Source organism: Pseudomonas sp. PDM31 (assembly GCF_019218965.1).
Taxonomy (GTDB): Bacteria; Pseudomonadota; Gammaproteobacteria; order Pseudomonadales; family Pseudomonadaceae; genus Aquipseudomonas.
In genome coordinates, this window is sequence record NZ_JAHUWS010000002.1 from 24,110 (window position 1) to 45,928 (window position 21,819).

The 21,819-nt window shown below is 59.2% G+C and carries 21 protein-coding genes; 9 read left to right on the plus strand and 12 right to left on the minus strand.

Annotated features, from left to right (window positions below):
• Positions 1-344: 344 nt before the first annotated feature.
• From KW839_RS03365 to KW839_RS03375, 3 genes are all read right to left on the minus strand, one after another.
• Complete coding sequence (locus KW839_RS03365; RefSeq protein WP_218423424.1) at positions 345-806, minus strand: inhibitor of vertebrate lysozyme family protein; 462 nt, start codon at positions 804-806, stop codon at positions 345-347.
• 1 nt (position 807) lies between these two features.
• On the minus strand, positions 808-972 hold the full coding sequence (locus tag KW839_RS03370) for a DUF1328 domain-containing protein (RefSeq protein WP_009041538.1): 165 nt from the start codon (positions 970-972) through the stop codon (positions 808-810).
• A 70-nt stretch (positions 973-1,042) separates the two neighbouring features.
• Positions 1,043-1,330, minus strand: a complete 288-nt coding sequence (locus tag KW839_RS03375) for a hypothetical protein (protein ID WP_060540377.1) — start codon at positions 1,328-1,330, stop codon at positions 1,043-1,045.
• Between the two features lie 437 nt (positions 1,331-1,767).
• On the opposite strand from KW839_RS03375, the gene algB reads away from it, so the two are divergent.
• A complete protein-coding gene (gene algB / locus KW839_RS03380; RefSeq protein ID WP_060540376.1) occupies positions 1,768-3,114 on the plus strand; it encodes a sigma-54-dependent response regulator transcription factor AlgB in 1,347 nt (448 codons plus the stop codon).
• Between the two features lie 10 nt (positions 3,115-3,124).
• Positions 3,125-4,915 (plus strand): KinB sensor domain-containing domain, encoded by a 1,791-nt coding sequence (locus tag KW839_RS03385; protein ID WP_218423425.1) that lies wholly within the window; start codon positions 3,125-3,127, stop codon positions 4,913-4,915.
• Between the two features lie 7 nt (positions 4,916-4,922).
• Here the strand turns inward: KW839_RS03385 and KW839_RS03390 are convergent, their stop codons facing one another.
• From KW839_RS03390 to KW839_RS03420, 7 genes are all read right to left on the minus strand, one after another.
• Positions 4,923-6,536, minus strand: coding sequence for an EAL domain-containing protein (locus KW839_RS03390; RefSeq protein WP_177336948.1), 1,614 nt, complete (start codon positions 6,534-6,536; stop codon positions 4,923-4,925).
• Between the two features lie 76 nt (positions 6,537-6,612).
• Positions 6,613-7,392 (minus strand): N-acetylmuramoyl-L-alanine amidase, encoded by a 780-nt coding sequence (locus KW839_RS03395; RefSeq protein ID WP_218423426.1) that lies wholly within the window; start codon positions 7,390-7,392, stop codon positions 6,613-6,615.
• Positions 7,393-7,495: 103 nt separating this feature from the next.
• Positions 7,496-9,409: a GGDEF domain-containing protein gene (locus KW839_RS03400; protein WP_218423427.1), complete on the minus strand. Its 1,914-nt coding sequence runs from the start codon at positions 9,407-9,409 to the stop codon at positions 7,496-7,498.
• Positions 9,406-10,284 (minus strand): endonuclease/exonuclease/phosphatase family protein, encoded by an 879-nt coding sequence (locus tag KW839_RS03405; RefSeq protein ID WP_060540371.1) that lies wholly within the window; start codon positions 10,282-10,284, stop codon positions 9,406-9,408. Before KW839_RS03405 ends, KW839_RS03400 begins: the two co-directional genes overlap by 4 nt.
• A 13-nt stretch (positions 10,285-10,297) precedes the next feature.
• Positions 10,298-10,939: a thiol:disulfide interchange protein DsbA/DsbL gene (locus KW839_RS03410; protein WP_060540370.1), complete on the minus strand. Its 642-nt coding sequence runs from the start codon at positions 10,937-10,939 to the stop codon at positions 10,298-10,300.
• Between the two features lie 199 nt (positions 10,940-11,138).
• Positions 11,139-11,768: a cytochrome c gene (locus KW839_RS03415; protein WP_060540369.1), complete on the minus strand. Its 630-nt coding sequence runs from the start codon at positions 11,766-11,768 to the stop codon at positions 11,139-11,141.
• 45 nt (positions 11,769-11,813) lie between these two features.
• Positions 11,814-12,104, minus strand: a complete 291-nt coding sequence (locus KW839_RS03420) for a cytochrome c5 family protein (protein ID WP_060540368.1) — start codon at positions 12,102-12,104, stop codon at positions 11,814-11,816.
• A 191-nt stretch (positions 12,105-12,295) separates the two neighbouring features.
• Between KW839_RS03420 and yihA the strand changes: the two genes are divergently transcribed.
• The gene (gene yihA, locus KW839_RS03425; RefSeq protein ID WP_060540367.1) at positions 12,296-12,940 is read left to right on the plus strand and encodes a ribosome biogenesis GTP-binding protein YihA/YsxC; all 645 of its coding nucleotides are present in this window, start codon (positions 12,296-12,298) and stop codon (positions 12,938-12,940) included.
• 688 nt (positions 12,941-13,628) lie between these two features.
• On the opposite strand, the gene polA is transcribed toward yihA, so the two are convergent.
• Complete coding sequence (polA, locus tag KW839_RS03430) at positions 13,629-16,400, minus strand: DNA polymerase I (RefSeq protein WP_218423428.1); 2,772 nt, start codon at positions 16,398-16,400, stop codon at positions 13,629-13,631.
• Positions 16,401-16,474: 74 nt separating this feature from the next.
• Here polA and KW839_RS03435 point away from each other — a divergent pair, with 74 nt between their 5' ends.
• Both KW839_RS03435 and KW839_RS03440 read left to right on the plus strand, forming a co-directional pair.
• Entirely contained in the window at positions 16,475-16,765 is a 291-nt protein-coding gene (locus KW839_RS03435) for a DUF2782 domain-containing protein (RefSeq protein WP_060540365.1), read from the plus strand.
• A 57-nt stretch (positions 16,766-16,822) separates the two neighbouring features.
• Positions 16,823-17,773 (plus strand): homoserine kinase, encoded by a 951-nt coding sequence (locus KW839_RS03440; protein ID WP_218423429.1) that lies wholly within the window; start codon positions 16,823-16,825, stop codon positions 17,771-17,773.
• 198 nt (positions 17,774-17,971) lie between these two features.
• Here KW839_RS03440 and znuA read toward each other — a convergent pair whose 3' ends face one another.
• Positions 17,972-18,892 (minus strand): zinc ABC transporter substrate-binding protein ZnuA, encoded by a 921-nt coding sequence (gene znuA / locus KW839_RS03445; RefSeq protein ID WP_218423430.1) that lies wholly within the window; start codon positions 18,890-18,892, stop codon positions 17,972-17,974.
• Positions 18,893-18,958: 66 nt separating this feature from the next.
• Here znuA and KW839_RS03450 point away from each other — a divergent pair, with 66 nt between their 5' ends.
• Genes KW839_RS03450 through KW839_RS03465 form a run of 4 tightly spaced genes read left to right on the plus strand, consistent with a single transcriptional unit; the run spans position 18,959 to position 21,761 of the window.
• Positions 18,959-19,441 (plus strand): Fur family transcriptional regulator, encoded by a 483-nt coding sequence (locus tag KW839_RS03450; RefSeq protein WP_218423431.1) that lies wholly within the window; start codon positions 18,959-18,961, stop codon positions 19,439-19,441.
• On the plus strand, positions 19,441-20,226 hold the full coding sequence (znuC, locus tag KW839_RS03455) for a zinc ABC transporter ATP-binding protein ZnuC (protein ID WP_218423432.1): 786 nt from the start codon (positions 19,441-19,443) through the stop codon (positions 20,224-20,226). The genes KW839_RS03450 and znuC overlap by 1 nt, the downstream gene beginning before the upstream one ends.
• Positions 20,219-21,007, plus strand: coding sequence for a zinc ABC transporter permease subunit ZnuB (gene znuB / locus KW839_RS03460; protein ID WP_060540360.1), 789 nt, complete (start codon positions 20,219-20,221; stop codon positions 21,005-21,007). Before znuC ends, znuB begins: the two co-directional genes overlap by 8 nt.
• Positions 21,008-21,044: 37 nt before the next feature.
• Positions 21,045-21,761, plus strand: a complete 717-nt coding sequence (locus tag KW839_RS03465) for a PA5502 family lipoprotein (protein ID WP_060540359.1) — start codon at positions 21,045-21,047, stop codon at positions 21,759-21,761.
• The last annotated feature ends 58 nt before the right edge of the window (positions 21,762-21,819 follow it).

The window sequence follows — 21,819 nt, forward strand, 5'->3', positions numbered from 1 at the left end:
GGGCGCAGTTGCGGTTAAAAAAGGGAGATTTTTCGCGATATACGGTCGCGGATTCGATACCGGAGGAGAGATTTTAGAGGGCACTTGCGGGGAGTAGGACGAAAAGGGTAACTAATTGAGTCGCGCTGTCGCGGGTCAAGCCCTTCGCAAGTCCGTCGAGCCATGGGGTCGGCGAACCTGCGACGCAGCTTTTTCCTGACCTGGCCCTTGCGCAGGTACTCCCTGTACCCGTAGGTCACTCCGCCCCTGCAACAGGCAAAGCATCCCGACCCCTTGGTCATGCACCAGCCTTCCTCAGGTGGTGCAGGCGCAAAGAAGCGGTGAGGCCTCCTTCGTGTACGGACTCAATACCACTTCGGGTCTTTTTTCAGTTGCTCCATCAGCAGACCCTGCATGCCTTCGTCTGGCTTGCCGAGAAAACGGTAGCCGGCATGCCGCGTAGGCGATTTGTCAGCCGGCAATCCGGCAGGCACGTCTACCAGCATGGCGTAGGCGTCCTTCTTGTCAAAGCTGACGGCTACGATCAAGCGTTGGTTCAGGCACGTCGCCGAGGATTCACACAGCGGTCCCACCAGATACTTGTCGCCATCCTCTTCAACGGCATTCATTTGTTCGGCGTCTCCGGTCAGGTTCAGCACCCATTCCGGCAGGCGTTCTTCTTTCTGCACGACCCCTTGCCAAGTATCGCGGTATTGCGGGTCTGAATCCAACAGCTCGTTGACCCGCGCCTGGCCGTCACTGGCCGCTATCGCCATGGCACTGCCGCCCAACAGCAGGGCGGCTGCCACTGTCTTCAAAGCACTCATGTCAACCTCGACCGCGACGGCCAAAGAAGAACGAAACAATGAACATCACCAGGAACACGACAAAGAGAATCTTGGCGATACCCGTGGCGGTGCCCGCGATACCACCGAAGCCCAATACGGCGGCGATGATGGCTATGATCAAGAATGTGATTGCCCAGCTCAACATGGTGATTCTCCTTACGCATCTATTAAGTGGTGCTGCGGTTCCCGACGCATCAATTGCGCCGGTGTAATGCCTAGAACACCCAACGCTCCTGATGGCGTACTTCACCCACAGGTAATGCCTGATCGACATCCATCATGCGCATTGGGGTGCTGTCGGGCTGATTGATCCCCACAGCGCTGAAATGTGTCTGGGTCGGATGCTGAATCGGCTGCAGTGGCGCCTCTTGCTGCTGGCTCAACTGCCAGAGCTGAAACTGCTGGCCGCCGATTAACGTGATCAACAGTGCCAAAACAGCAAACAAGCCTTGCTGAATGTGCAGAGGTGAGAGGCTCAAGCGAGCGGCACGTTGACGGTTCATCCTGGAGCTCCTCCCAATCGCGGGATTTGGTGACGGGCGTTGTTATTGAATGCCCTGGTTAACCAGACAATTGCAGCCTGCGTGCCAATTTTTTATATGATTTAATTTCCTTATAAATCAATAACTTAATGACTTAATGAATTTCATTCCGGACGCAACCTGCACGATGGCGTCCGTGCGGTCGTGCGTATTGCACGATCGCTTTGATCGCTGACGTAAAATTTATGGAATTGAGCGTGGGCGGCAGCTGTCAGAAATGGACGCAGGTGCTTGTCTGAAATCCGGATGTGCTTTAAAAGCCACGTAAAATCAGGCAGCTGACCGCTACCCATGATCAGAGCTACCCTGCCAAGGCAGTAATGGCTCAGAATCGACCATGCAACTTGCCCGACTTCTCCGGGACTAAACCAAGAACATTCTTAAAGGAGCGTAGGAAAATGGAATCCGCCACTGAGCATCAAGGCCGCATTCTTCTGGTGGACGACGAATCCGCCATCCTGCGTACTTTTCGTTATTGCCTCGAAGATGAAGGCTACAGCGTAGCCACCGCCACCAGTGCTACGCAGGCGGAGGCGTTGCTGCAACGGCAGGTCTTCGATTTGTGCTTTCTCGACCTGCGTCTGGGCGAAGACAATGGTCTGGATGTGCTGGCACAAATGCGCGTTCAGGCACCCTGGATGCGCGTGGTAATAGTCACCGCGCATTCGGCTGTCGACACCGCCGTAGACGCCATTCAGGCTGGCGCGGCTGATTATCTGGTCAAACCGTGCAGCCCCGATCAACTGCGGCTGGCCACGGCCAAGCAGCTGGAGGTGCGACAGCTGTCTGCGCGACTGGAAGCCCTGGAAGGTGAAATTCGCAAACCCAAAGACGGCCTCGACTCTCACAGCCCTGCGATGAAAGTGGTACTCGAAACCGCACGCCAGGTCGCTACTACCGACGCCAATATTTTGATTCTCGGTGAGTCCGGCACCGGTAAGGGCGAGCTATCCCAAGCTATTCACGGCTGGAGCAAGCGCGCGAAAAAATCCTGCACAACGATCAACTGCCCCTCTCTTACCGCCGAACTCATGGAGAGCGAATTGTTCGGCCACAGCCGTGGCGCCTTCACCGGTGCCAGTGAAAGCACGCTCGGGCGAGTTAATCAGGCGGACGGCGGAACGCTGTTTCTTGACGAGATCGGTGACTTCCCGCTGATTTTGCAACCCAAGTTGCTGCGCTTCATTCAAGACAAGGAATATGAGCGAGTCGGCGACCCGGTCACCCGTCGCGCCGATGTTCGAATCCTCGCCGCCACCAACCAGAACCTTGAAGACATGGTTCGCGACGGTCGCTTCCGCGAGGACCTTCTTTATCGCCTGAACGTCATCACCCTGCACCTGCCGCCGTTGCGCGAACGCCGCGAGGATATCCTCACTCTGGCTGACCGCTTTCTGGCACGGTTCGTCAAGGAATACGCGCGCCCGGCTCGGGCCTTCAGTGATGAGGCACGGGAAGCACTGCTGAGCTATCGCTGGCCGGGTAATATCCGCGAACTGCGCAACGTGATCGAACGGGCGAGCATCATTTGTCCACAGGAGCGGGTCGAGATCAGCCACTTGGGCATGGCCGAGACACCCGCCAACAACGCACCGCGCATTGGCGCGGCACTGAGCCTGGACGAACTGGAAAAAGCCCACATCGGCGCAGTGCTTGCCACGGCCGACACCCTCGATCAAGCGGCGAAAACCCTCGGAATCGATGCCTCGACGCTGTATCGAAAACGCAAGCAGTACAATTTGTGAGCTACATCCGATGAAACTGGCGATGAAGTTGCGGACCCGGCTTTTCCTGAGTTTCTCCGCACTGATCACGGTAGCGTTGCTCGGGCTGTTGCTCGGACTGGTCAGCGTGATACAGATGGCCAGCAACCAGGAAGCGCTGCTGCGTAATAACTTCACCACCCTGGACATAGGTCTCAAGCTGCGTCAGACCCTGGGCGATCAACTGATCATCATGCTTCGCGAGCAACCGGATTCCGCCGCCTTCGCGGCCTCGAAGCAGCATTACTTCGAGCTGCTGGAAGAAGGCATCGCCCAGGACCCTGCGCACGAGGATAGCGAATTCGGTTTCCGAAAAGCCAAGGCGGACTACCTGAGTTTCATACAAGCCTACGAAATGTCCCCCGACCCCTCGAATGCGCTCAACCGCAACGATGATCTGACCAACAAATTCAATGCGCTGCGCAACGGCCTGATCGCTGAACACAAGCGCGCACTCGCTACCATCAACGAAACGGAGCGCCTGGCCCGCGAACGCGCACTGCTGATTGCCGGCCTGTTGGGACTGGTGGGGCTGGCGGTACTGATCATCGGTTTCGTCACGGCTCACGCCATCTCCCGGCGATTTGGTGCGCCCATCGAGGCACTGGCCCAGGCTGCGGATAACATCGGACAGGGTAACTTCGATGTCACGCTGCCGATCTCGTCGGCGGTGGAGCTGAACCAGTTGACCCGGCGGTTCGGGATCATGGCCGAGGCATTGCGAGAACATCAGGCTACCAACGTCGATGAGCTGTTGGCGGGTCAGCAACGCTTGCAGTCCGTGCTCGACAGTATCGACGACGGCCTTCTGATGATCGACCGTCAGGGCCAGCTGGAACACCTTAATCCCGTGGCCCAGCGCCAATTGGGCTGGGACACCGATCGACTGGGTCAAGGACTGGGGTCCGCGCTGGGACGTCCCGAGCTCGATGAACAACTGCAACTGGTGTTGCGTGGCGGTACCCTGGAACGGGCACCGGAAGACTTGAGCATCGAAGTCGACGGCGAGTCGCGACTGCTGACATTCAGCCTGACCCCGGTCAGCCATACCCAGGGCCATATTCTCGGCGCGGTGATGGTGCTGCATGATGTAACCGAGCAACGTGCCTTTGAACGGGTTCGCAGCGAGTTTGTATTGCGCGCGTCCCATGAATTGCGCACGCCAGTCACCGGCATGCACATGGCCTTTGGTCTGTTCCGCGAACGCGCGCACTTTCCCCAGGATTCCCGGGAAGCCGACCTGCTGGACACGGTGAATGAAGAAATGCAGCGTCTGATGCAACTGATCAATGACCTGCTGAACTTCTCCCGCTACCAGAATGGATTGCAGAAGCTCACCCTGGCACCCTGTTCCATCGAGGATTTGCTGGAACAGGCCCGCGCACGCTTTACCGAGGTGGCCGAGCAGAAAGAAATCGATCTATTGCTCGAACTGCTGGAGCCATTGCCGCGATTGCAGGCCGATCAGCCGCAACTTGAACGAGTGCTCGACAACCTGATCGACAATGCGTTGCGCCATACGGGCCCAGGCGGGCGAATCCGACTGCACGCCCGGCGCCATGGTGACCGGGTAATCATCAGCGTCGAGGACAACGGCGAAGGTATTGCCTACGGTCAGCAAGGCCGCATCTTTGAACCGTTCGTTCAGGTCGGGCGCAAGAAGGGCGGGGCCGGACTCGGCCTGGCATTGTGCAAGGAAATCGTGCAATTGCACGGCGGACGCATGGGCGTGTATTCACGTCCGGGGCAAGGTACCCAGTTCTACATGGCGCTGACGGTGTAAAGCGATTTCACGCCTCATCCTCTACGCGTCGACCGGCCCGTCGGCGCCCCCGCGTGATCAGTTCGATAAACTGCACCGCACTCAGCGCATGGGCGAACAGCCAGCCTTGACCGAATTTCACCCCTTCGCTGCTCAGGAGTGCGGCCTGGGACTCAAGCTCGATACCTTCGGCAATCACCTTCAGGTGCAATGACTGCGCCATGTGAATGATATGGGGAGCCACACCGCTGCTGGCAGCATCATGACCCAGAGCATCGATAAACGCCTTGTCGATTTTCAGGCAATCCACCGGTAGCGTTTGCAGGTAGGCAAGACTGCAATAGCCGGTGCCAAAGTCATCGATCAGCACCTGGTGCCCGACGTCCCGCAAGGCCTGCAGGTTTTCCCGGGCCACCACCACATCAATCAAACCGCGTTCGGTCACTTCAAAAGCAATTTGCCTCGCCGCAACCCGGTGCAGGGTCAGAAGACGCGCCATTACCTGGCCGATCCGCGGCACCATCACATCACACGCGGCAAGATTCACCGAGATGTACAGTTGAGGGTTGGCGCGCAGTAACTGCCCGAGTTGCTCCAGCAGGCGCTGCAGAACGAAGTCTGTCATCTGGCGAATCTGCCCGGAATTTTCCGCCATCGGGATAAACAGATCAGGACTGGTCAGGCTACCGTCCGGCCGCCGCCAGCGCAGCAAGGCTTCGGCTCCCACGCAGTTGCGGCTGTCGAGGTCGAAGATAGGTTGGTACAGCACCTGCAATTCGCCTCGACGAATGGCACCCGTCAACTCGGCGTCCAGCGATTGCCGCTGACAGGCCAGCAGATACACCAGGAAACCCACAAAAATACCCAGCGTCAGGCTCGCCGGCACCAGCCACCACCAGACCGCTGGAATATGCAGGCCGGTGCGCGGGGTGATCAACACCAATTGATATTCCGGGTTGTCCGTGGGCATACGGTAAATCAGACGAGTCTGAGTAACTTGCAGCGCATCACGTTTTTTCGGTGGCCATGCTTCGGTCGGCGGCCAGACCTGTGAGACACCCAGGACCGGAATCGCCCGTTTGCCATGGTCGAGCACCACCAAAAGGCTGCTACCCGGCGACAGATCGACCATATCGGTCAGATGCCCGCGCGATGTTGCTACCCTGAAATTGCCCCGCCCGAGCATCAGCGCCGCGCGGTTTTCATCAGGTTCGGTGGTGGTATTGAGCCAATAGCTGTAGGTGGGGCCCTGAATATCCGGCGCGCGTATCAGCGACAGCCCTTCCTGTCGGGGCCGATTGGAACAGATCCGCGAATCGTCCATGTACGCAGCTTCGTAGACGAAGCGGTAATTGAAACTGACCTGCTGCAACGTCGCGATCATTTCATAGTCGCAGGCTCGCAGCGGCTGTGCCTCAAGATCATCGAGGCTTTCACGCAGTTGTCCGAAAAGCTGCTCCAGGCGGGCGAGGAATCGCTCGCCCTGGGCATTCATTTCCAGGCTTTCATTCTGTTCCACCTGATGCATGGCGACGAACAGGCTGCCGGTCATCAATAACGTTGCGCTCACGGCAGCAGCCAGCAGCCCCAGAAACCAGGGGCGATAGAACCAGCTACGGAAGGTTTCTCGAGCAGCAGTCATCATGGAATATCCGATGGATTACCAATGAGTTATAGCTGCTGATGGAGAAAACGCCCGAACCGTCCGGCGGGCGTCATTATTTTGTCTGGTTCAACACCAGTAACAAGGCCGCGGTTTGCGCATCCGGAGTACCGTCGAAGCGGGAAGGGCGGAAATGCATCTGGAATGCCGCGATCACATGACGCGTTGCTACATCCAGCTCACCGGTTTGCGGCGTGGCATAACCCAACCGTGCCAATTGCGCCTGAAACCAGCTGACGCTCGGCAATCGGTCGGCGAACTGCATCTGCTGACGTGCAACCGCCTGTTCATTCGGCCAGATGCCCATGCCTTCGGCAGCCAGACGCTTCCAGGGGAACAAGGGTCCCGGGTCAAGCTTGCGCAGCGGCGCGATATCGCTGTGACCGATAATATTGCGAGGGCTGATGTTGTAGCGCTTGCTGATGTCTTTGAGCAGTACGATCAAGGACTGCACCTGATCGTCGGTGTACGGATACCAAACGCGCCCCGTCGGAGTGTCGGTGAAGCCCGGATTGACGATTTCGATGCCGATGGAGCTGGAGTTCAGCCAGGTACGCCCATCCCATTCACTTTCCCCCGCGTGCCACGACCGCAGGTTTTCGTCCATCAGCTTGTAGATGGTTGCCCCCTTGTCGTCACCGATCAGGTAGTGGCTGCTGACTTCACCATGGGTCAACAACTGCAGCGAGCGCTCCAGTGAGGCGCTGGTGTAGTGGACCACCACAAACTGAATGCGGCTGTCGTGATTGGCCGAAGCATGACTGGTGTCGAACCGGGGGCCACTGGCACAGCCGGCGAGAAGTATCAGCGATAGGATTAGAGCGAAATATTTCATGGCTGAAGGTGATGCACGCAAGTCAATAATGCAACAGTGTAACGTACTGCCTTGGTTGCGGATGGCAATCGCCTTGAATTAAACCAAATGAAACGATTGGCGATCAGCCCGGCTCCACCCGGTTACGACCGGCATATTTTGCACGGTACAGTGCCTGATCGGCTCTTTTAAGCACTTGATCGCTGTGCTCACCGGATCTGAATGCGGTCATTCCGCTGGAAATGGTGACGGTCACCGGTTCGCCCTTGAAATGAAACGGGCAGGCTTCTATCGCGGCACGCAGACTTTCCAGCAACTTCAGGCCAGCCGCCGGCGCGGTGGACGGCATCAGCAGTACAAACTCCTCTCCGCCGAACCGGGCAATGAAATCTGTTCTGCGCAGGCGCTTGCGCAACACACTGGCGATAATTTTCAACACTTTGTCGCCGGCCAGGTGCCCATAGTTGTCGTTGATGCGTTTGAAATGATCGAGGTCGAGCATGGCCAGCAGCAGCGTATCGCCCTGTTGCTGCCATTGGCTGATGTCATGATCCAGTCGCTCACTCCAGGCGGCCCGGTTGGGCAAGCCGGTCAAGGGGTCCACCAAGGCCTTCTGGCGCTGTTCTTCAAGGTGCTCGCGGTAACCCTGAGCCTCCTGCTCCATGTGAGCGACACGCTCCGCCAGGCCGTGCAGACGCGCCGCAACTTCCTGCTCGCGCTCGTCACGCTGCTTCTGATGTTGGTCCATGGTTCCAAGCAGGCCTTCGAGATGGTTCTCAAGCACACGCTTGAGATCATCCAGGTCGGCCGCCTCCTGCATGCTGCTCTGCAAACCGTCGACCTGCTCGCGGATCTGCGTGTCCATCGCGCGCGCGGCCGAATGGTTCTCGGCGTGGCCGGCTGTGGCTGCCTGCAAATTGCTCTGGAACGACTCCAGGCGCTCGTTCAGCCGCTGCAGATAGGCTTCGAACTCATGTTGGCCACTGTCAGTGATGGCCAGCATCAGGGTGGCGAAATCGTCGAGTATGGGTAGTAATTCGTACCAGTTCATCCCGTTTTTCAAGCGATAACGCATCGCCTCGGCTTGCGGACGATGGCGCTCGGGTAGCGTCAGGTCGTCGAGCAGTCCCAGCAATGTTTCTTCGATGTGAAGTGCTACCGAGCTGTAGGAAGGCTCGGGGGAATCCGGGAGGGAATAATGAAAATCGGGGTCTGGATGCTCCGGATCGACGGCGGTTATCTTCTCCAGGACCGGCGCTGGCATCAGCAAGCTTGACGGGAGAACTGCCGGCATCAATTCGTCAGGATTGATTTCCTGCTCGCGAACAGTGGGCGCGTCGATACTGGAGGCCTGCAACCCGGTGGCCTCGGCCACCGCCAAAGCGGCCATTGCCGACTCAACGCGCGCAGGTGGTGGAGCGACATGGTCCACCGCTGCGTCGGTTAGCGCGCCAGCCGCAGTTGCAACGGTTTGTGGGGCCTTGGCCGCGACCGTTTCGGTGGCTTCCTCCAGTTGCTGGTGGCCGAACAACCGTTGCAATAAACCAGGCCGACCGGGTTCTGTCGGGGTTTCCAGTTGACTCAAGGCCTTGCCCTGCAAGCCGCTCAGCTCACTTAACAGTAACGGGATCTCACGCGCGTGGCCGACCCTGGCGCCCAGTTGTTTGGCGAAACCCTTGAGCGGTCGACTCACTTCCCGTGGCAGGGGCAATTTCTGCAGCTGTGTGACCAGTGCTGTCAGGGCGGCGCTGGTCTGATTGATCCGGGTTTCGCGACGCTGCTCGGAATCGAGTACGGCTTTTTCCAGACGCGGGATAAGGGCGGCAAGACCGGCGTCCATGTCATCGGTGCGCACGACTTCACGCATTTCCTTCATGCATAGATCAACGGCACGATCGGTACCCTCCGCCGCCAGGGTGCTGCGCACCAGGCCACGACGCAACAAGTCGAGCCGTGCGTCCCATCGACGCTCGAGCTTTTCCTGTTGTTCAATGCTTTTGAGGTATTTCTCTTTCCAGCGCTGTGCGTCGTCACTCATTCATCGGATCCGCGAAGGGCAGGGCTCAACGCGGGCAATGCATCGGCCGTGAGGGAACCCGGCAGACGAATCTCTACCGCGACCGGCAGGTGATCGGAAATGGGCTGGGCCAGCACCTCGACCTTCTCCAGGGTCAGGCTCGGGCTCAACAGGATATGGTCAAGGCATCGCTGGGGCCGCCAGCTTGGGAACGTCGCTTCCAGTTGCGGGGCGAGCAGTCCAAGGTCGCGTAGAGGTGAATGTTGCAGCAGATCGCTGGCGTGGGTGTTCATGTCGCCCATGAGCACCTGATGCTTGTAGCCGCCAATCAACTCGCGGATGTACGCCAGTTGCAGGCTGCGGGCACGGGCTCCGAGCGCAAGGTGCATCATGACTACCACCAGCGCTTCAGGGCCCTCGCCAAAGCGCACCAGAATGGCCCCGCGACCTTTTGGACCGGGCAACGGATGGTCCTCGATCGCCCAGGGGCGCAGACGGCTGAGCACGCCATTGCTGTGCTGGCCAAGACGGCCGAGATTGCGATTGAGCTGCTGATACCAGTAAGGAAAGGCCCCGAGCTGAGCCAGGTGCTCGACTTGATTGACGTAGCCGGAACGCAGGCTGCCGCCGTCGGCTTCCTGCAAGGCAACCAGGTCGAAGTCGCCCAGCAGACTGCCGATTTTCTGCAAGTTGTCGGAACGCCCGGTGTGCGGCAGCAGATGCTGCCAGCCCCGGGTCAGGTAATGCCGATACCGCTCTGTGCTGATGCCTACCTGAATATTGAAGCTGAGCAGGCGCAGCCGGCTATCAGCCGGCAAACCTGTCGACTCCAGGTGATGCTCGTTGACCCGCGGATCATGCAGGCCTACAACGCGTTCAGTGCCCCAGCGGCGCATGGCAGCAGTTCGCTTAGTTGGCAGCAGCCTTGGCAGCCGCTCGCTCTTTGTCGATCAGTTTATCGGCCAGTTGCAGAGCTTGTTCGGCGCCCCCGGCAGAACCCACGTCAAAGCGGTACTTGCCGTTGACGATCAAGGTTGGCACACCAGTGATTTCGTACTTTTTGGCAAGGTCAGTGGCCTTGACGATCTGGCCCTTGATGGCGAAAGAGTCAAAGGTCGCCAGGAACTTTTCCTTGTCGACGCCCTGGGTAGCCAGGAAGTCTGCCATGTCATTTTTGTCGGTCAGCTTTTTGTGTTCTTTCTGGATCGCTTCGAATACCGCAGTGTGAACCTTGTGCTCAACGCCCATGGCCTCCAGGGTCAGGAACATCTGGCCGTGCGCGTTCCACGGACCGCCGAACATGGCCGGAATACGCACGAAGTTCACGTCCGAAGGCAGTTTCTCGACCCATGGGTTGATCACCGGCTCAAAGGAGTAGCAGTGCGGGCAACCGTACCAGAACAGCTCTACCACCTCGATCTTGCCAGGTACTGCCACCGGAACCGGATTGCTCAGTTCGACATAAGGTGCAGCGGGGGTTTCAGCGGCCTGGGCAGTCATGCCGAACAGGCTGGCAGCGACAAATGCGGCGCTGATGATCAGATTACGCATGCTTTACTCCTGGACAAATTTTATGGCCTCGCGCGGCCTGTTTTCAGACAGGCCGGGGCGGGCTGAGTTCTGTAGTGTAACGGTAGCGGCCACAAAAAAGGGCGGCCAAAGCCACCCTTTTTATACTTGCTGTGACGGATTAATCGAGCGTTAACGTTGCAAGAAATATCCGCCCCGTTCAACGCCCGATCCGCCGGCCTCAGTGCAGGCCTTGAATGTAGCTCGATACCGCCGCGATATCTTCGTCGCTCAGTCGCTTGGCGATGGTCTGCATGGTTTTGGCGTCGCCATCGTTGGTGCGACCACCTTCTTCCTTGCGGAAGTCGGTCAGTTGCTTGGCGATGTATTGAGCGTGCTGGCCACCCAAATGCGGGAAGCCGGCGGCAGCGTTACCCGCGCCATTAGGCGAGTGGCAGCCGGTGCAGGCTGGCAGGCCCTTGGCCAGGTCACCACCACGGAACAGGGCTTCACCGCGAGACACCACTTTCGGATCGGCTGCACCCACGCTGCCATTCTGGCTGGCGAAGTAGGCGGAGATATCCGCCAGGTCCTGATCGCTCAGGTTGGTCAGCAGGCCGGTCATTTCCAGAACGGTGCGCTTGCCCGACTTGATGTCGTGCAATTGCTTGGTCAGGTAGCGTTCACCCTGACCCGCCAGCTTCGGAAAGTTTGGCGCCATGCTGTTGCCATCCGGGCCGTGGCAGGCGCCACATACGGCGGCTTTTGCCTGGCCGGCGGCTTTGTCACCAGGTTTTACTGGCTCACCTGCAGCATGGGCCATGCCGGAGATGCCCACGGTCAACAGCAGACTCACGATCAATTTCTTCATCAGCTAATCCAACTACGGCTAAGGGTTAAGAGTTATGGGCCGGGCTTACTCGCTCATCCAGTGGATGATGGCTTGGTAATCCTCGGCACTGCAGTCCATGCACAAACCACGCGGCGGCATCGCCTTGAAACCCTGGGTCACGTGTTGCACCAGCGTCTCCATACCTTTCGCCAACCTCGGCGTCCAAGCTTCCTGATCGCCTTTTTTCGGCGCCATGGGTAGTTGGCCGGAATGACAGGCTCCACAAACACGGTTGTACACAGCTTCCGGATCCTGTGTAGCCTGAGCGCTGTAAAGCGGCATCAAGACACCGGCAGCTAGCAGCCATTTCGTCATAAAACGACCTTTTCAGGGTAGAGAGCGTGCTGCGTTCTGGTGCGCAATCAAGGTCTGTCGCTCTCGTGAACTTCATCCTACGCTGGGACAAAGCGCACACAAAATCTGCGGCATTATATACTGGCGTCACTGAAACGGAAGCGACACCGCTTGCCGCACCTATTCCTGGCGCCGCCCACATCGGAAATCCCATGCAACTCAAGAATCCCATCCTCGGTCTGTGCCAACAGTCCACCTTCATGCTCAGCGCCGCCAAAGTCGACCAATGTCCGGATGACGAGGGCTTTGAAGTCGCCTTCGCCGGGCGTTCCAACGCTGGCAAGTCGAGTGCCTTGAACACCCTGACCCACGCCAGCCTGGCGCGAACCTCGAAAACCCCGGGGCGCACGCAACTGTTGAATTTCTTCAAGCTAGACGATGAACGCCGTCTGGTCGACCTTCCGGGCTACGGTTATGCAAAAGTTCCGATTCCGCTCAAGCAACATTGGCAGCGTCACCTCGAAGCTTATCTGGGTGGCCGCGAGAGTTTGAAGGGTCTGATTCTGATGATGGACATCCGTCATCCAATGACCGACTTCGACCTGCTGATGCTCGACTGGGCCGTGGCCGCAGGCATGCCGATGCACATTCTGCTGACCAAAGCGGACAAACTGACCTACGGCGCAGCCAAGAATACGCTGCTCAAGGTTCAGTCCGAGATCCGCAAGGGCTGGGGCGACAGCGTGACGATTCAGCTGTTTTCGGCGCCCAAACGCCTGGGCCTGGAAGATGCCTACACGGTATTGGCGGGCTGGATGGAACTGGCGGACAAGGGTGCCGAGGTAGAGCCTCAGTAAGCTGCAAAAACTGCCTGAGATGCGCTCGGGCAGTTTTCTGCGGGCAAAAAAAACCCCGGACTTCATATGGGGAGGGAGAAGTTCCGGGGTTCAAGCTCTAGACCGTTAGGGCGGGGTCCAGATATCTGCCAACACTTAACACAACATAGGAGCATTGAAGGGCTTCACCAGCCATTCAGTAAATCTGACTGGTGAATTGCCAGATTAGTTCAGATTTTTTTCCAATGGGTTTGGAATAACCTGAAAAACGATCGGGACTAAATGCTCCAAACCCCGCTGCCGCGGCACTATGCCGCAGCCAAAACGATGCTGATATGCCCCCTGCAGGAGCGTAATGCTGTTCACTTAAGCGGGGCAATACACCTTGTGGCGAGGGGGCTTGTCGGAACGCCGCATCGCCCCGTTGGGCCGCGAAGCGGCCCCAAAACCTGCCACCGAGGCGTACCAGATACACAGTGTGCAATGGTTTTACGACTGCTTCGCAGCCGAACGGGGCGATGCGGCGCTCCGACAAGCCCCCTCGCCACATGTGTGTGCCCAGCTTAAGTGAACAGCATTCCCCTGTAGGAGCGAGCCTCCGGGCGGGGTTCCGACGAAAGTCGTTTACGATAACGCGGGGCCTCTGACTTCCATCGGCGCTCTCGGGTTCTTCGCGAGCGTGCTCGCTCCTTCAGGGGGGGCAACAGGTTTAGTGAGCCTCGTCCCAGTTGTTGCCGACGCCCACTTCCACCAGCAGCGGAACATCCAGCTTCACCGCTTCGCTCATGTGCAGGCGAATTTCTTCCCGAACCTGATCGACCAGATCTTCACGGACTTCAAGCACCAGTTCGTCGTGCACCTGGAGGATGACTTTGGCATCGAGGCCTGAGGTTGTCAGCCAGTTATCCACCGCAACCATGGCTTTCTTGATGATGTCGGCGGCAGTGCCCTGCATCGGCGCGTTGATCGCCGTACGTTCGGCACCTTTGCGCAGGGCCGGGTTTTTCGCGTTGATCTCGGGCAGGTACAGGCGACGGCCGAAGATGGTTTCTACAAAGCCTTGCTCGGCCGCCTGCGTCCGCGTGCGCTCCATATACGCCAGAACGCCCGGGTAGCGGGCGAAGTAGCGGTCAATGTAGGCCTGGGACTGCTTGCGGTCGACACCGATCTGCTTGGCCAGGCCGAATGCGCTCATGCCGTAGATCAAACCGAAGTTGATCGCCTTGGCGCTGCGGCGCTGGTCGGTAGTGACATCAGCCAGCTCGACGCCGAAGACTTCGGCAGCGGTGGCCTTGTGCACGTCCAGGTCGTTGCGGAAGGCGTGCAGCAAACCCTCGTCCTTGGCCAGATGCGCCATGATCCGCAGTTCAATTTGCGAGTAATCCGCCGCCAGTAGCTTGTAGCCCTTGGGCGCGACGAACGCCTGACGGATCCGGCGGCCTTCGGCGGTGCGGATCGGAATGTTCTGCAGGTTCGGATCGCTGGACGACAGGCGCCCGGTCGCTGCCACGGCCTGGTGATACGAAGTGTGGATGCGCCCGGTTCGCGGGTTGATCTGCTCCGGCAAACGATCTGTGTAGGTGCTTTTCAGCTTGCTCATCGAGCGGTACTGCATCAGCACCTTGGGCAGCGGAAAGTCCTGCTCGGCCAGCTCCGCCAGCACGGCTTCGGCAGTGGAGGCCTGGCCCTTGGCGGTTTTGCTGAGGATCGGCATGCCGAGCTTTTCGTACAGGATCACACCCAATTGCTTCGGTGAACCGAGGTTGAACTCCTCGCCGGCAATGGCGAACGCCTCACGCTCCAGTGCGACCAACTTGTCGCCCAGCTCAACGCTTTGAATGCCCAGCAGGTTGGCGTCGACCAGCGCACCCTGGCGTTCGATGCGCGCCAGCACCGGTACCAGTGGCATTTCGATTTCGTTCAATACCTTGCTCAGGCTCGGGATGGCGTTGAGCTTCTCCTGCAGGGTCTGATGCAGACGCAGCGTCACATCAGCGTCTTCGGCAGCGTAGGGTCCGGCCAGTTCCAGAGAGATCTGGTCGAAGGTCAACTGCTTGGCGCCTTTACCGGCGATGTCCTGAAAGCTGGTGGTGGTGTGATTCAGGTACTTGAGCGCCAGGCTGTCCATGTCATGGCGGGTCGCCGTGGAATCCAGCACATAGGATTCAAGCATGGTGTCGAAGGCGATGCCTTGCACCGTGATCCCGCAGCTCTGGTCGCCACCAATGGCGCAGTTGGCCAGGATGTTCATGTCGAACTTGGCGTGCTGGCCGACCTTTAGCTTGTTCGGGTCTTCCAGGATCGGTTTGAGTGCACGCAGCACAGTGTCGCGATCCAGTTGCTCCGGTACTCCCATGTAGGAATGGGTCAACGGGATATAGGCCGCTTCATTGGCCTGTACCGCAAAGGACAGCCCGACCAGTTGCGCCTGCTGTGCGTCGATGCCGGTGGTCTCGGTATCAAAGGCAAACAGCTTGGCGTCGTTGAGTTTCTTCAGCCACAGGTCGAAATCCGCCTGGGTCAGGATGGTGCTGTATTTGAGCTCGGTCCCGGCGACTGTTTCTTCGACCACGGGTGCAATGACCTCCTGGCCGGAGCGCTTGGCATCGCGCTGGTTCTCGTCGAACCAGCTCTTGAACTCCAGCAGGGTATACAGCTCGGCCAGCTTGTCGTGGTCTGGCTTGCCCATTTGCAGGTCGTCGAGGCCGATTTCCAGCGGCACGTCGACCTTGATGGTCGCCAGCTGATAGGAGAGAAACGCCATCTCTCTGTGCTCTTCGAGCTTGGCCGGCAGGGTCTTGGCACCGCGAATAGGCAGGGTCGGCACGATGTCGAGCTGCGCGTAAAGCTCGGTCAGACCGCCGTTCACGCCAACCAGCAGGCCGGAAGCGGTTTTCGGGCCGATACCCGGAACGCCCGGAATGTTGTCGGAAGAGTCGCCCATGAGTGCCAGATAATCGATGATCTGCTCGGGAGCGACGCCGAATTTCTCCTTCACGCCCTCTACGTCCATGCTGCTACCGGTCATGGTATTGACCAAGGTAATGTGGCGATCGACCAGTTGCGCCATGTCCTTGTCGCCGGTGGAGATGATTACAGGGCGATCGGCCGCGGCGCTGCTGCGGGCCAGGGTGCCGATCACGTCATCAGCCTCCACGCCTTCGACGCACAGCAGCGGGAAACCCAAGGCGATCACGCTCTGGTGCAACGGCTCGATCTGCACACGCATGTCGTCCGGCATGCTCGGGCGGTTGGCTTTGTATTCGGCGAACATCTCGTCGCGGAAAGTCCCGCCCTTGGCGTCGAACACCACGGCGAACGGACTGTCCGGGTACTGCTTGCGCAGACTCTTGAGCATGTTCAGTACGCCCTTGACCGCACCGGTCGGCAGGCCTTTGGAGGTGGTCAGCGGTGGCAGCGCGTGAAAGGCGCGGTACAGGTAAGACGAACCGTCCACCAGGACGAGGGGGGCTTGGCTCATGAGCAGGATCAACCTTTTCGGCGGGTCCGGCGCTAGAATAGCGGGACCGTTGACGACAAAGGGACAAGGTTATCATGCGTACACTAAATCGCTTCCTGCTGGTCAGTTTGATTGCGGTTGCACCATTGGCGGCGATCGCGGCGGATGACGCGCCGTCACCGGAGCCGGATGTAACCATTCGCACCGAAGGCGACAAAACGATCAAGGAATACCGCCAGAATGGCTTCCTGTATGCCATTCAGGTCACACCGAAGGGCGGCAAGCCGTACTTTCTGGTGCGCGCCGATGGATCGGACGGTAACTTCATCCGCTCGGATCAGCCGGATATGCTGATTCCGTCGTGGAAAATCTTTGAGTGGAAGTAGTTTCTTAATTTCAATTGGCGCCTGCTCAAGAGCGGCGCCCGTACTGGCAGTTAAAACATGTCTGTGTTCACCCCCCTGGCTCGGCCCGAGCTGGAAGCTTTTCTCGCCCCTTATGGCCTCGGCCGCCTGCTTGATTTCCAGGGGATTGCCGCCGGTAGCGAAAACACCAATTTCTTCATCAGCCTGGAGCAGGGCGAATTCGTCCTGACCCTGGTCGAGCGTGGCCCGGTCCAGGAAATGCCGTTCTTCATCGAACTGCTCGATGTGCTGCACGACGCCGACCTGCCGGTGCCTTATGCCTTGCGCACTACAGACGGCGTGGCCTTGCGCGAACTGGCCGGCAAGCCTGCGCTATTGCAGCCGCGCCTGGCCGGCAAGCACATCAAGCAAGCGAACGCGCAACATTGTGTCCAGGTCGGTGAACTGCTTGCTCACCTGCACCTGGCAACCCGGGCGAACATGATCAAGCGCAAGACCGATCGCGGCCTGGACTGGATGCTCGAAGAGGGCACGCAGTTCTTGTCGCATCTGGAGGCCGGGCAAAGTGATTTGCTGAAACGGGCACTGGACGAGATCGCACAGCAGAAGGAAAAAATTCTGGCACTGCCGCGAGCCAATATCCACGCAGACCTGTTCCGCGACAACGCCATGTTCGAAGGCACCCACCTGACCGGGTTGATCGACTTCTACAACGCCTGTTCAGGACCGATGCTCTACGACGTGGCAATTGCCTTGAACGACTGGTGCTCGGACGACGACGGGTTGATCGACGGACCACGAGCGCGGGCCTTGCTGGGCACCTATGCGGCATTGCGCCCGTTTACCGCTGCTGAAGCCGAGTTGTGGCCGACGATGTTGCGGGTGGCTTGCGTGCGGTTCTGGTTGTCACGGCTGATCGCAGCGGAGTCTTTTGCCGGCCAGGACGTGCTGATTCACGATCCGATGGAATTCCAGTTGCGCCTGGCGCAACGGCAGACAGTCAGTACGCCACTGCCGTTCGCCCTTTAAATCGAGGCGATGGGGGCGTGCCTGGGCCAGGTTCGCCTGTGGCGAGGGGGCTTGCCCCCGCTGGAGTGCGAAGCGCTCCCATGCGATGTAGCTGATGAGCTGATTGGGGCTGCTGCGCAGCCCAGCGGGGGCAAGCCCCCTCGCCACAGGCAACTCCCCTCACCACAGGCAACCCCCTTGCCACAGGTATTGAGCCAGTTACAACGACTCCAGACACCCAGCCAAATCGCTCCCAAGCTTCTCAAGTAACTGCTCATAGCCCTGAGCAGTCGCCGGTGTGTACCCACCCAGCGCATCCAGTTCCGCCAGTTTTACCGGCAACCCCGCCACCAGGGTTTGCGCCAGGCGTGGGCGCAGCGGCGGTTCGCTGAACACGCAGGTTTTGCCGACTTCCTGCAATCGCGTACGCATCGCCGCGACATGTTGGGCGCCGGGCTGCACTTCCGCTGCAACGCTGAATACGCCCGCGTGCTTGAGGCCATAGGCATCTTCGAAGTAATCGAAGGCTTCGTGGAAGACGAAGTAGGGCTTGCCTTGAATACGTGCCAGACGCTTCTTCAAGCGCTGATCCAGGGCATCGAGGCGCTCGTCGAATGCCTTCAGGTTGCTTTGATAACGCCCGGCGTTGTCAGGATCGGCGGCACTCAGGTCCGCAGCCATTTTGGCAGCGATGACCCTGGCGTTGGTTGGTGACAACCACAAATGCGCATCCAGACTGCCCGGGCGATGATCGTGATCATGTTCATCGGCTTCTTCGGCATGGGAGTGGTTATCTTCGGTGAAATGGCGCAATTGCAGGCCCGGCAGGTCCTGCACGGCGACGCTGGGCAAGGTTCGACCATTAAGTACACGGGGCAGGAAACCTTCCATGTCCGGACCGATCCAGTACAACAGATCCACCGACTGCACTTTGCGTACGTCGGAAGGGCGCAAGGCATAGTTATGCGGCGAAGCACCGGGCGGCAGCAATACTTCGGGAGTGACCACTCCGTCCTGCACCGCTGCTGCAATCAATTGCAGGGGTTTGATGCTGGTGAGCACTTTGACTTCGGCCTGGACCGTGCCGATCAACAGAAAACTGGCGATAAATGCGACAAAAACTGAAAAAAGTCGGGACACGATGACCACTCGATGAGGCGAGAACGAGTAACATAATAACGTCTCTCACAAATCCCGTCGCCGCTCATGCCTAAAACACCGATTGCCAGCCGTCCCCACGACCACTCTCATTGCGTTCACAGCGCTTTGTCCGAGGCCGATGCCCTGTGCTTACGGCAAGGGTTGCGTCTGACTGCCTTGCGTCGGCGGGTGCTGGAGCTCGTGTGGCAGAGCCACAAGCCCTTGGGGGCGTACGACATTCTCGCAGTCCTCAGCGAGCAAGACGGTCGTCGCGCCGCGCCGCCGACGGTGTATCGAGCTCTGGATTTCCTCCTGGAGAACGGCCTTGTGCACCGGATTTCCTCACTTAACGCTTTCGTCGGCTGCAATCACCCGGGACACGCCCATCAGGGCCAGTTTCTGATTTGCCGCGAATGCCATGCCGCTATCGAGCTCGAACAGAAGTCGATCAGCGACACGATCATCATCAGCGCCCAGGATGTCGGGTTCATCGTCGAAGGCCAGACCGTCGAAGTGGTCGGGCTCTGCTCGGGTTGCCAGGGGGTTTGATGAGCAACACTTTGATCCGCCTTGAGGAGGTTACTGTCACGTTCGCCGGGCAAAATGTGCTGGACAACATCGAGCTGAGTGTCGAGCCAGGGCAGATCGTGACCCTGATCGGCCCCAATGGCGCCGGCAAGACCACCCTGGTGCGCGCCGTGCTCGGCCTGCTGAAGCCCGACAGTGGCAGTGTCTGGCGCAAGCCGAAACTGCGGGTTGGCTACATGCCGCAAAAACTCCACGTCGATCCGACCCTGCCACTGTCTGTACTGCGCTTCCTGCGCCTGGTACCCGGCGTGGACCGAGCCATGGCCCTGGCGGCACTCAACGAGGTCGGCGCCGAGCAGGTCATCGACAGCCCGGTGCAGAGCGTCTCCGGTGGCGAAATGCAGCGGGTGTTGCTGGCCCGCGCCTTGTTGCGCGAGCCGCAACTGCTGGTGCTCGACGAGCCGGTACAAGGCGTCGACGTTGCAGGGCAGGCCGAGCTGTACAGCCTGATCACCCGTCTTCGAGATCGTCACGGTTGCGGTGTGTTGATGGTTTCCCATGACCTGCACCTGGTCATGAGCACCACAGACCAGGTGGTGTGCCTGAATCGTCACGTCTGCTGCTCCGGGCATCCCGAGCAAGTCAGCGGTGACCCGGCTTTCGTCGAGCTGTTCGGCAAGAACGCGCAAAGCCTGGCGATCTATCACCACCACCACGACCACGCCCACGACCTGCACGGCTCGGTGGTCAAGGCGCCCGCGTCGGGCCATACCCATGTTCACGGAGATAGCTGCAAGCATGGCTGATTTTCTGCTGTACGCCCTGCTTGCAGGCCTGGCTCTGGCGGTTGTCGCAGGTCCCCTGGGTTCCTTTGTGGTCTGGCGACGCATGGCCTATTTCGGCGATACACTGTCCCATGCCGCGCTGCTCGGTGTGGCACTGGGTTTCCTGCTGGATGTCAGCCCGACCGTCGCGGTCACCGTAGGCTGCCTGCTGCTGGCCGTCTTGCTGGTGACCCTGCAACAGCGTCAACCGCTGGCGTCCGACACGCTCTTGGGAATTCTCGCACCCAGCACGCTCTCTTTGGGCCTGGTGGTACTAAGCTTCATGCACGAAGTGCGGATCGACCTGATGGCCTACCTGTTCGGCGATTTGCTGGCGATCAGTCCGACTGACCTGGCCTGGATTCTCGGCGGCAGCGCAGCCGTTCTGGCGTTGCTGGTTACCTTGTGGCGGCCATTGCTGGCGATTACGGTGCACGAAGAGCTGGCCAGGGTCGAAGGTTTGCCGGTCGCGGCATTGCGCCTGGCCCTGATGCTGTTGATTGCAGTAGTCATTGCAGTGGCGATGAAAATCGTCGGTGTGCTGCTGATCACTTCGTTGCTGATCATTCCGGCGGCTGCGGCACAGCGTCATGCTCGCTCACCGGAGCAGATGGCACTGGGCGCGAGCCTGCTGGGCATACTCGCCGTGTGTGGCGGGCTGGCGTTGTCCTGGTTCAAGGACACCCCTGCCGGCCCCTCGATTGTGGTGGCGGCCGCTGCGCTGTTTCTGCTGAGTTTTGTTCTGCCCCGTCGAGGGGTGTAGACTTGCTCGTTTTTTGCGCAAATAGAGAGTCGCAGGAATGAAGTCGTCCGCTTCCCGTTATCTGCTCCTGGTTGCATTTTCCTTGCTGCTGGGCGCCTGCCAAAGCACGCCACCGGCGGCCACCCAGGCCATCGATGCGCGGGCCACGGCCATCACACAGCTTGAACAAAGCCTGGCCAGCGATGAACTGGCTACGGCCGAAGGTCAATTGGCGGCACTGCAAGCCGAATCGCCCAATGATCAGTCCCTGGAGCAATACCAGCGTCAACTGGCCGAAGCCTATCTGCGCCGCAGCCAGATCGTGCTGCAAAAAGGTGACGTCAACGCCGCCGCTACCGCCCTCAGCAGGGCCCGCGTCCTGATGCCCAAGGCTCCGGCCCTGACTGGTGGCGTCAATGGCGCCATTGCCGAGGCTCGCAAGGCCGAGCTGGACAAGGCTGAGGCCGCCCTCAAGGCTGCGGAAGCCATGCCCAAGGCAAAAGTTATCGACCCCTCAGCTGAAAGCACCACAGTGGCGCTGAATATCAGCGATATGGGCAAACTGCGTCGCCAACTGGATGCCATTGCCGCCGATGTGGTGAATTATCAGTGCGACGTGAGCATTCAGGCGCCGAGAACCGATGACTATCCGTGGCTGGCGAACCTGCTGACCAAGCGGGTGACGAAACTCGATCCTGATTTCGATCTGAAACTGGAGCGACAGATTCTGCGCAGTGTTCCCGCGCAGATGGTTCTGACCCCTCGCAAACCTTAAAAGCATCGCGGGCAAGCCCGCTCCTGCATTGGAACTGCATCGTTCACAGAACCTGTGT

Coding starts and splice junctions, on each gene's coding strand:
- KW839_RS03395 (WP_218423426.1), bottom strand. CDS start 7,392: ATGAAATATTTCGCTCTAATCCTATCGCTGATACTTCTCGCCGGCTGT.
- znuC (WP_218423432.1), top strand. CDS start 19,441: ATGAGCAACACTTTGATCCGCCTTGAGGAGGTTACTGTCACGTTCGCC.
- KW839_RS03405 (WP_060540371.1), bottom strand. CDS start 10,284: ATGCGCCGCTGGGGCACTGAACGCGTTGTAGGCCTGCATGATCCGCGG.
- polA (WP_218423428.1), bottom strand. CDS start 16,400: ATGAGCCAAGCCCCCCTCGTCCTGGTGGACGGTTCGTCTTACCTGTAC.
- yihA (WP_060540367.1), top strand. CDS start 12,296: ATGCAACTCAAGAATCCCATCCTCGGTCTGTGCCAACAGTCCACCTTC.
- KW839_RS03375 (WP_060540377.1), bottom strand. CDS start 1,330: ATGAACCGTCAACGTGCCGCTCGCTTGAGCCTCTCACCTCTGCACATT.
- KW839_RS03440 (WP_218423429.1), top strand. CDS start 16,823: ATGTCTGTGTTCACCCCCCTGGCTCGGCCCGAGCTGGAAGCTTTTCTC.
- KW839_RS03370 (WP_009041538.1), bottom strand. CDS start 972: ATGTTGAGCTGGGCAATCACATTCTTGATCATAGCCATCATCGCCGCC.
- KW839_RS03400 (WP_218423427.1), bottom strand. CDS start 9,409: ATGAGTGACGACGCACAGCGCTGGAAAGAGAAATACCTCAAAAGCATT.
- KW839_RS03450 (WP_218423431.1), top strand. CDS start 18,959: ATGCCTAAAACACCGATTGCCAGCCGTCCCCACGACCACTCTCATTGC.
- KW839_RS03385 (WP_218423425.1), top strand. CDS start 3,125: ATGAAACTGGCGATGAAGTTGCGGACCCGGCTTTTCCTGAGTTTCTCC.
- KW839_RS03390 (WP_177336948.1), bottom strand. CDS start 6,536: ATGACTGCTGCTCGAGAAACCTTCCGTAGCTGGTTCTATCGCCCCTGG.
- KW839_RS03435 (WP_060540365.1), top strand. CDS start 16,475: ATGCGTACACTAAATCGCTTCCTGCTGGTCAGTTTGATTGCGGTTGCA.
- KW839_RS03365 (WP_218423424.1), bottom strand. CDS start 806: ATGAGTGCTTTGAAGACAGTGGCAGCCGCCCTGCTGTTGGGCGGCAGT.
- algB (WP_060540376.1), top strand. CDS start 1,768: ATGGAATCCGCCACTGAGCATCAAGGCCGCATTCTTCTGGTGGACGAC.
- KW839_RS03420 (WP_060540368.1), bottom strand. CDS start 12,104: ATGACGAAATGGCTGCTAGCTGCCGGTGTCTTGATGCCGCTTTACAGC.
- KW839_RS03410 (WP_060540370.1), bottom strand. CDS start 10,939: ATGCGTAATCTGATCATCAGCGCCGCATTTGTCGCTGCCAGCCTGTTC.
- znuB (WP_060540360.1), top strand. CDS start 20,219: ATGGCTGATTTTCTGCTGTACGCCCTGCTTGCAGGCCTGGCTCTGGCG.
- KW839_RS03465 (WP_060540359.1), top strand. CDS start 21,045: ATGAAGTCGTCCGCTTCCCGTTATCTGCTCCTGGTTGCATTTTCCTTG.
- KW839_RS03415 (WP_060540369.1), bottom strand. CDS start 11,768: ATGAAGAAATTGATCGTGAGTCTGCTGTTGACCGTGGGCATCTCCGGC.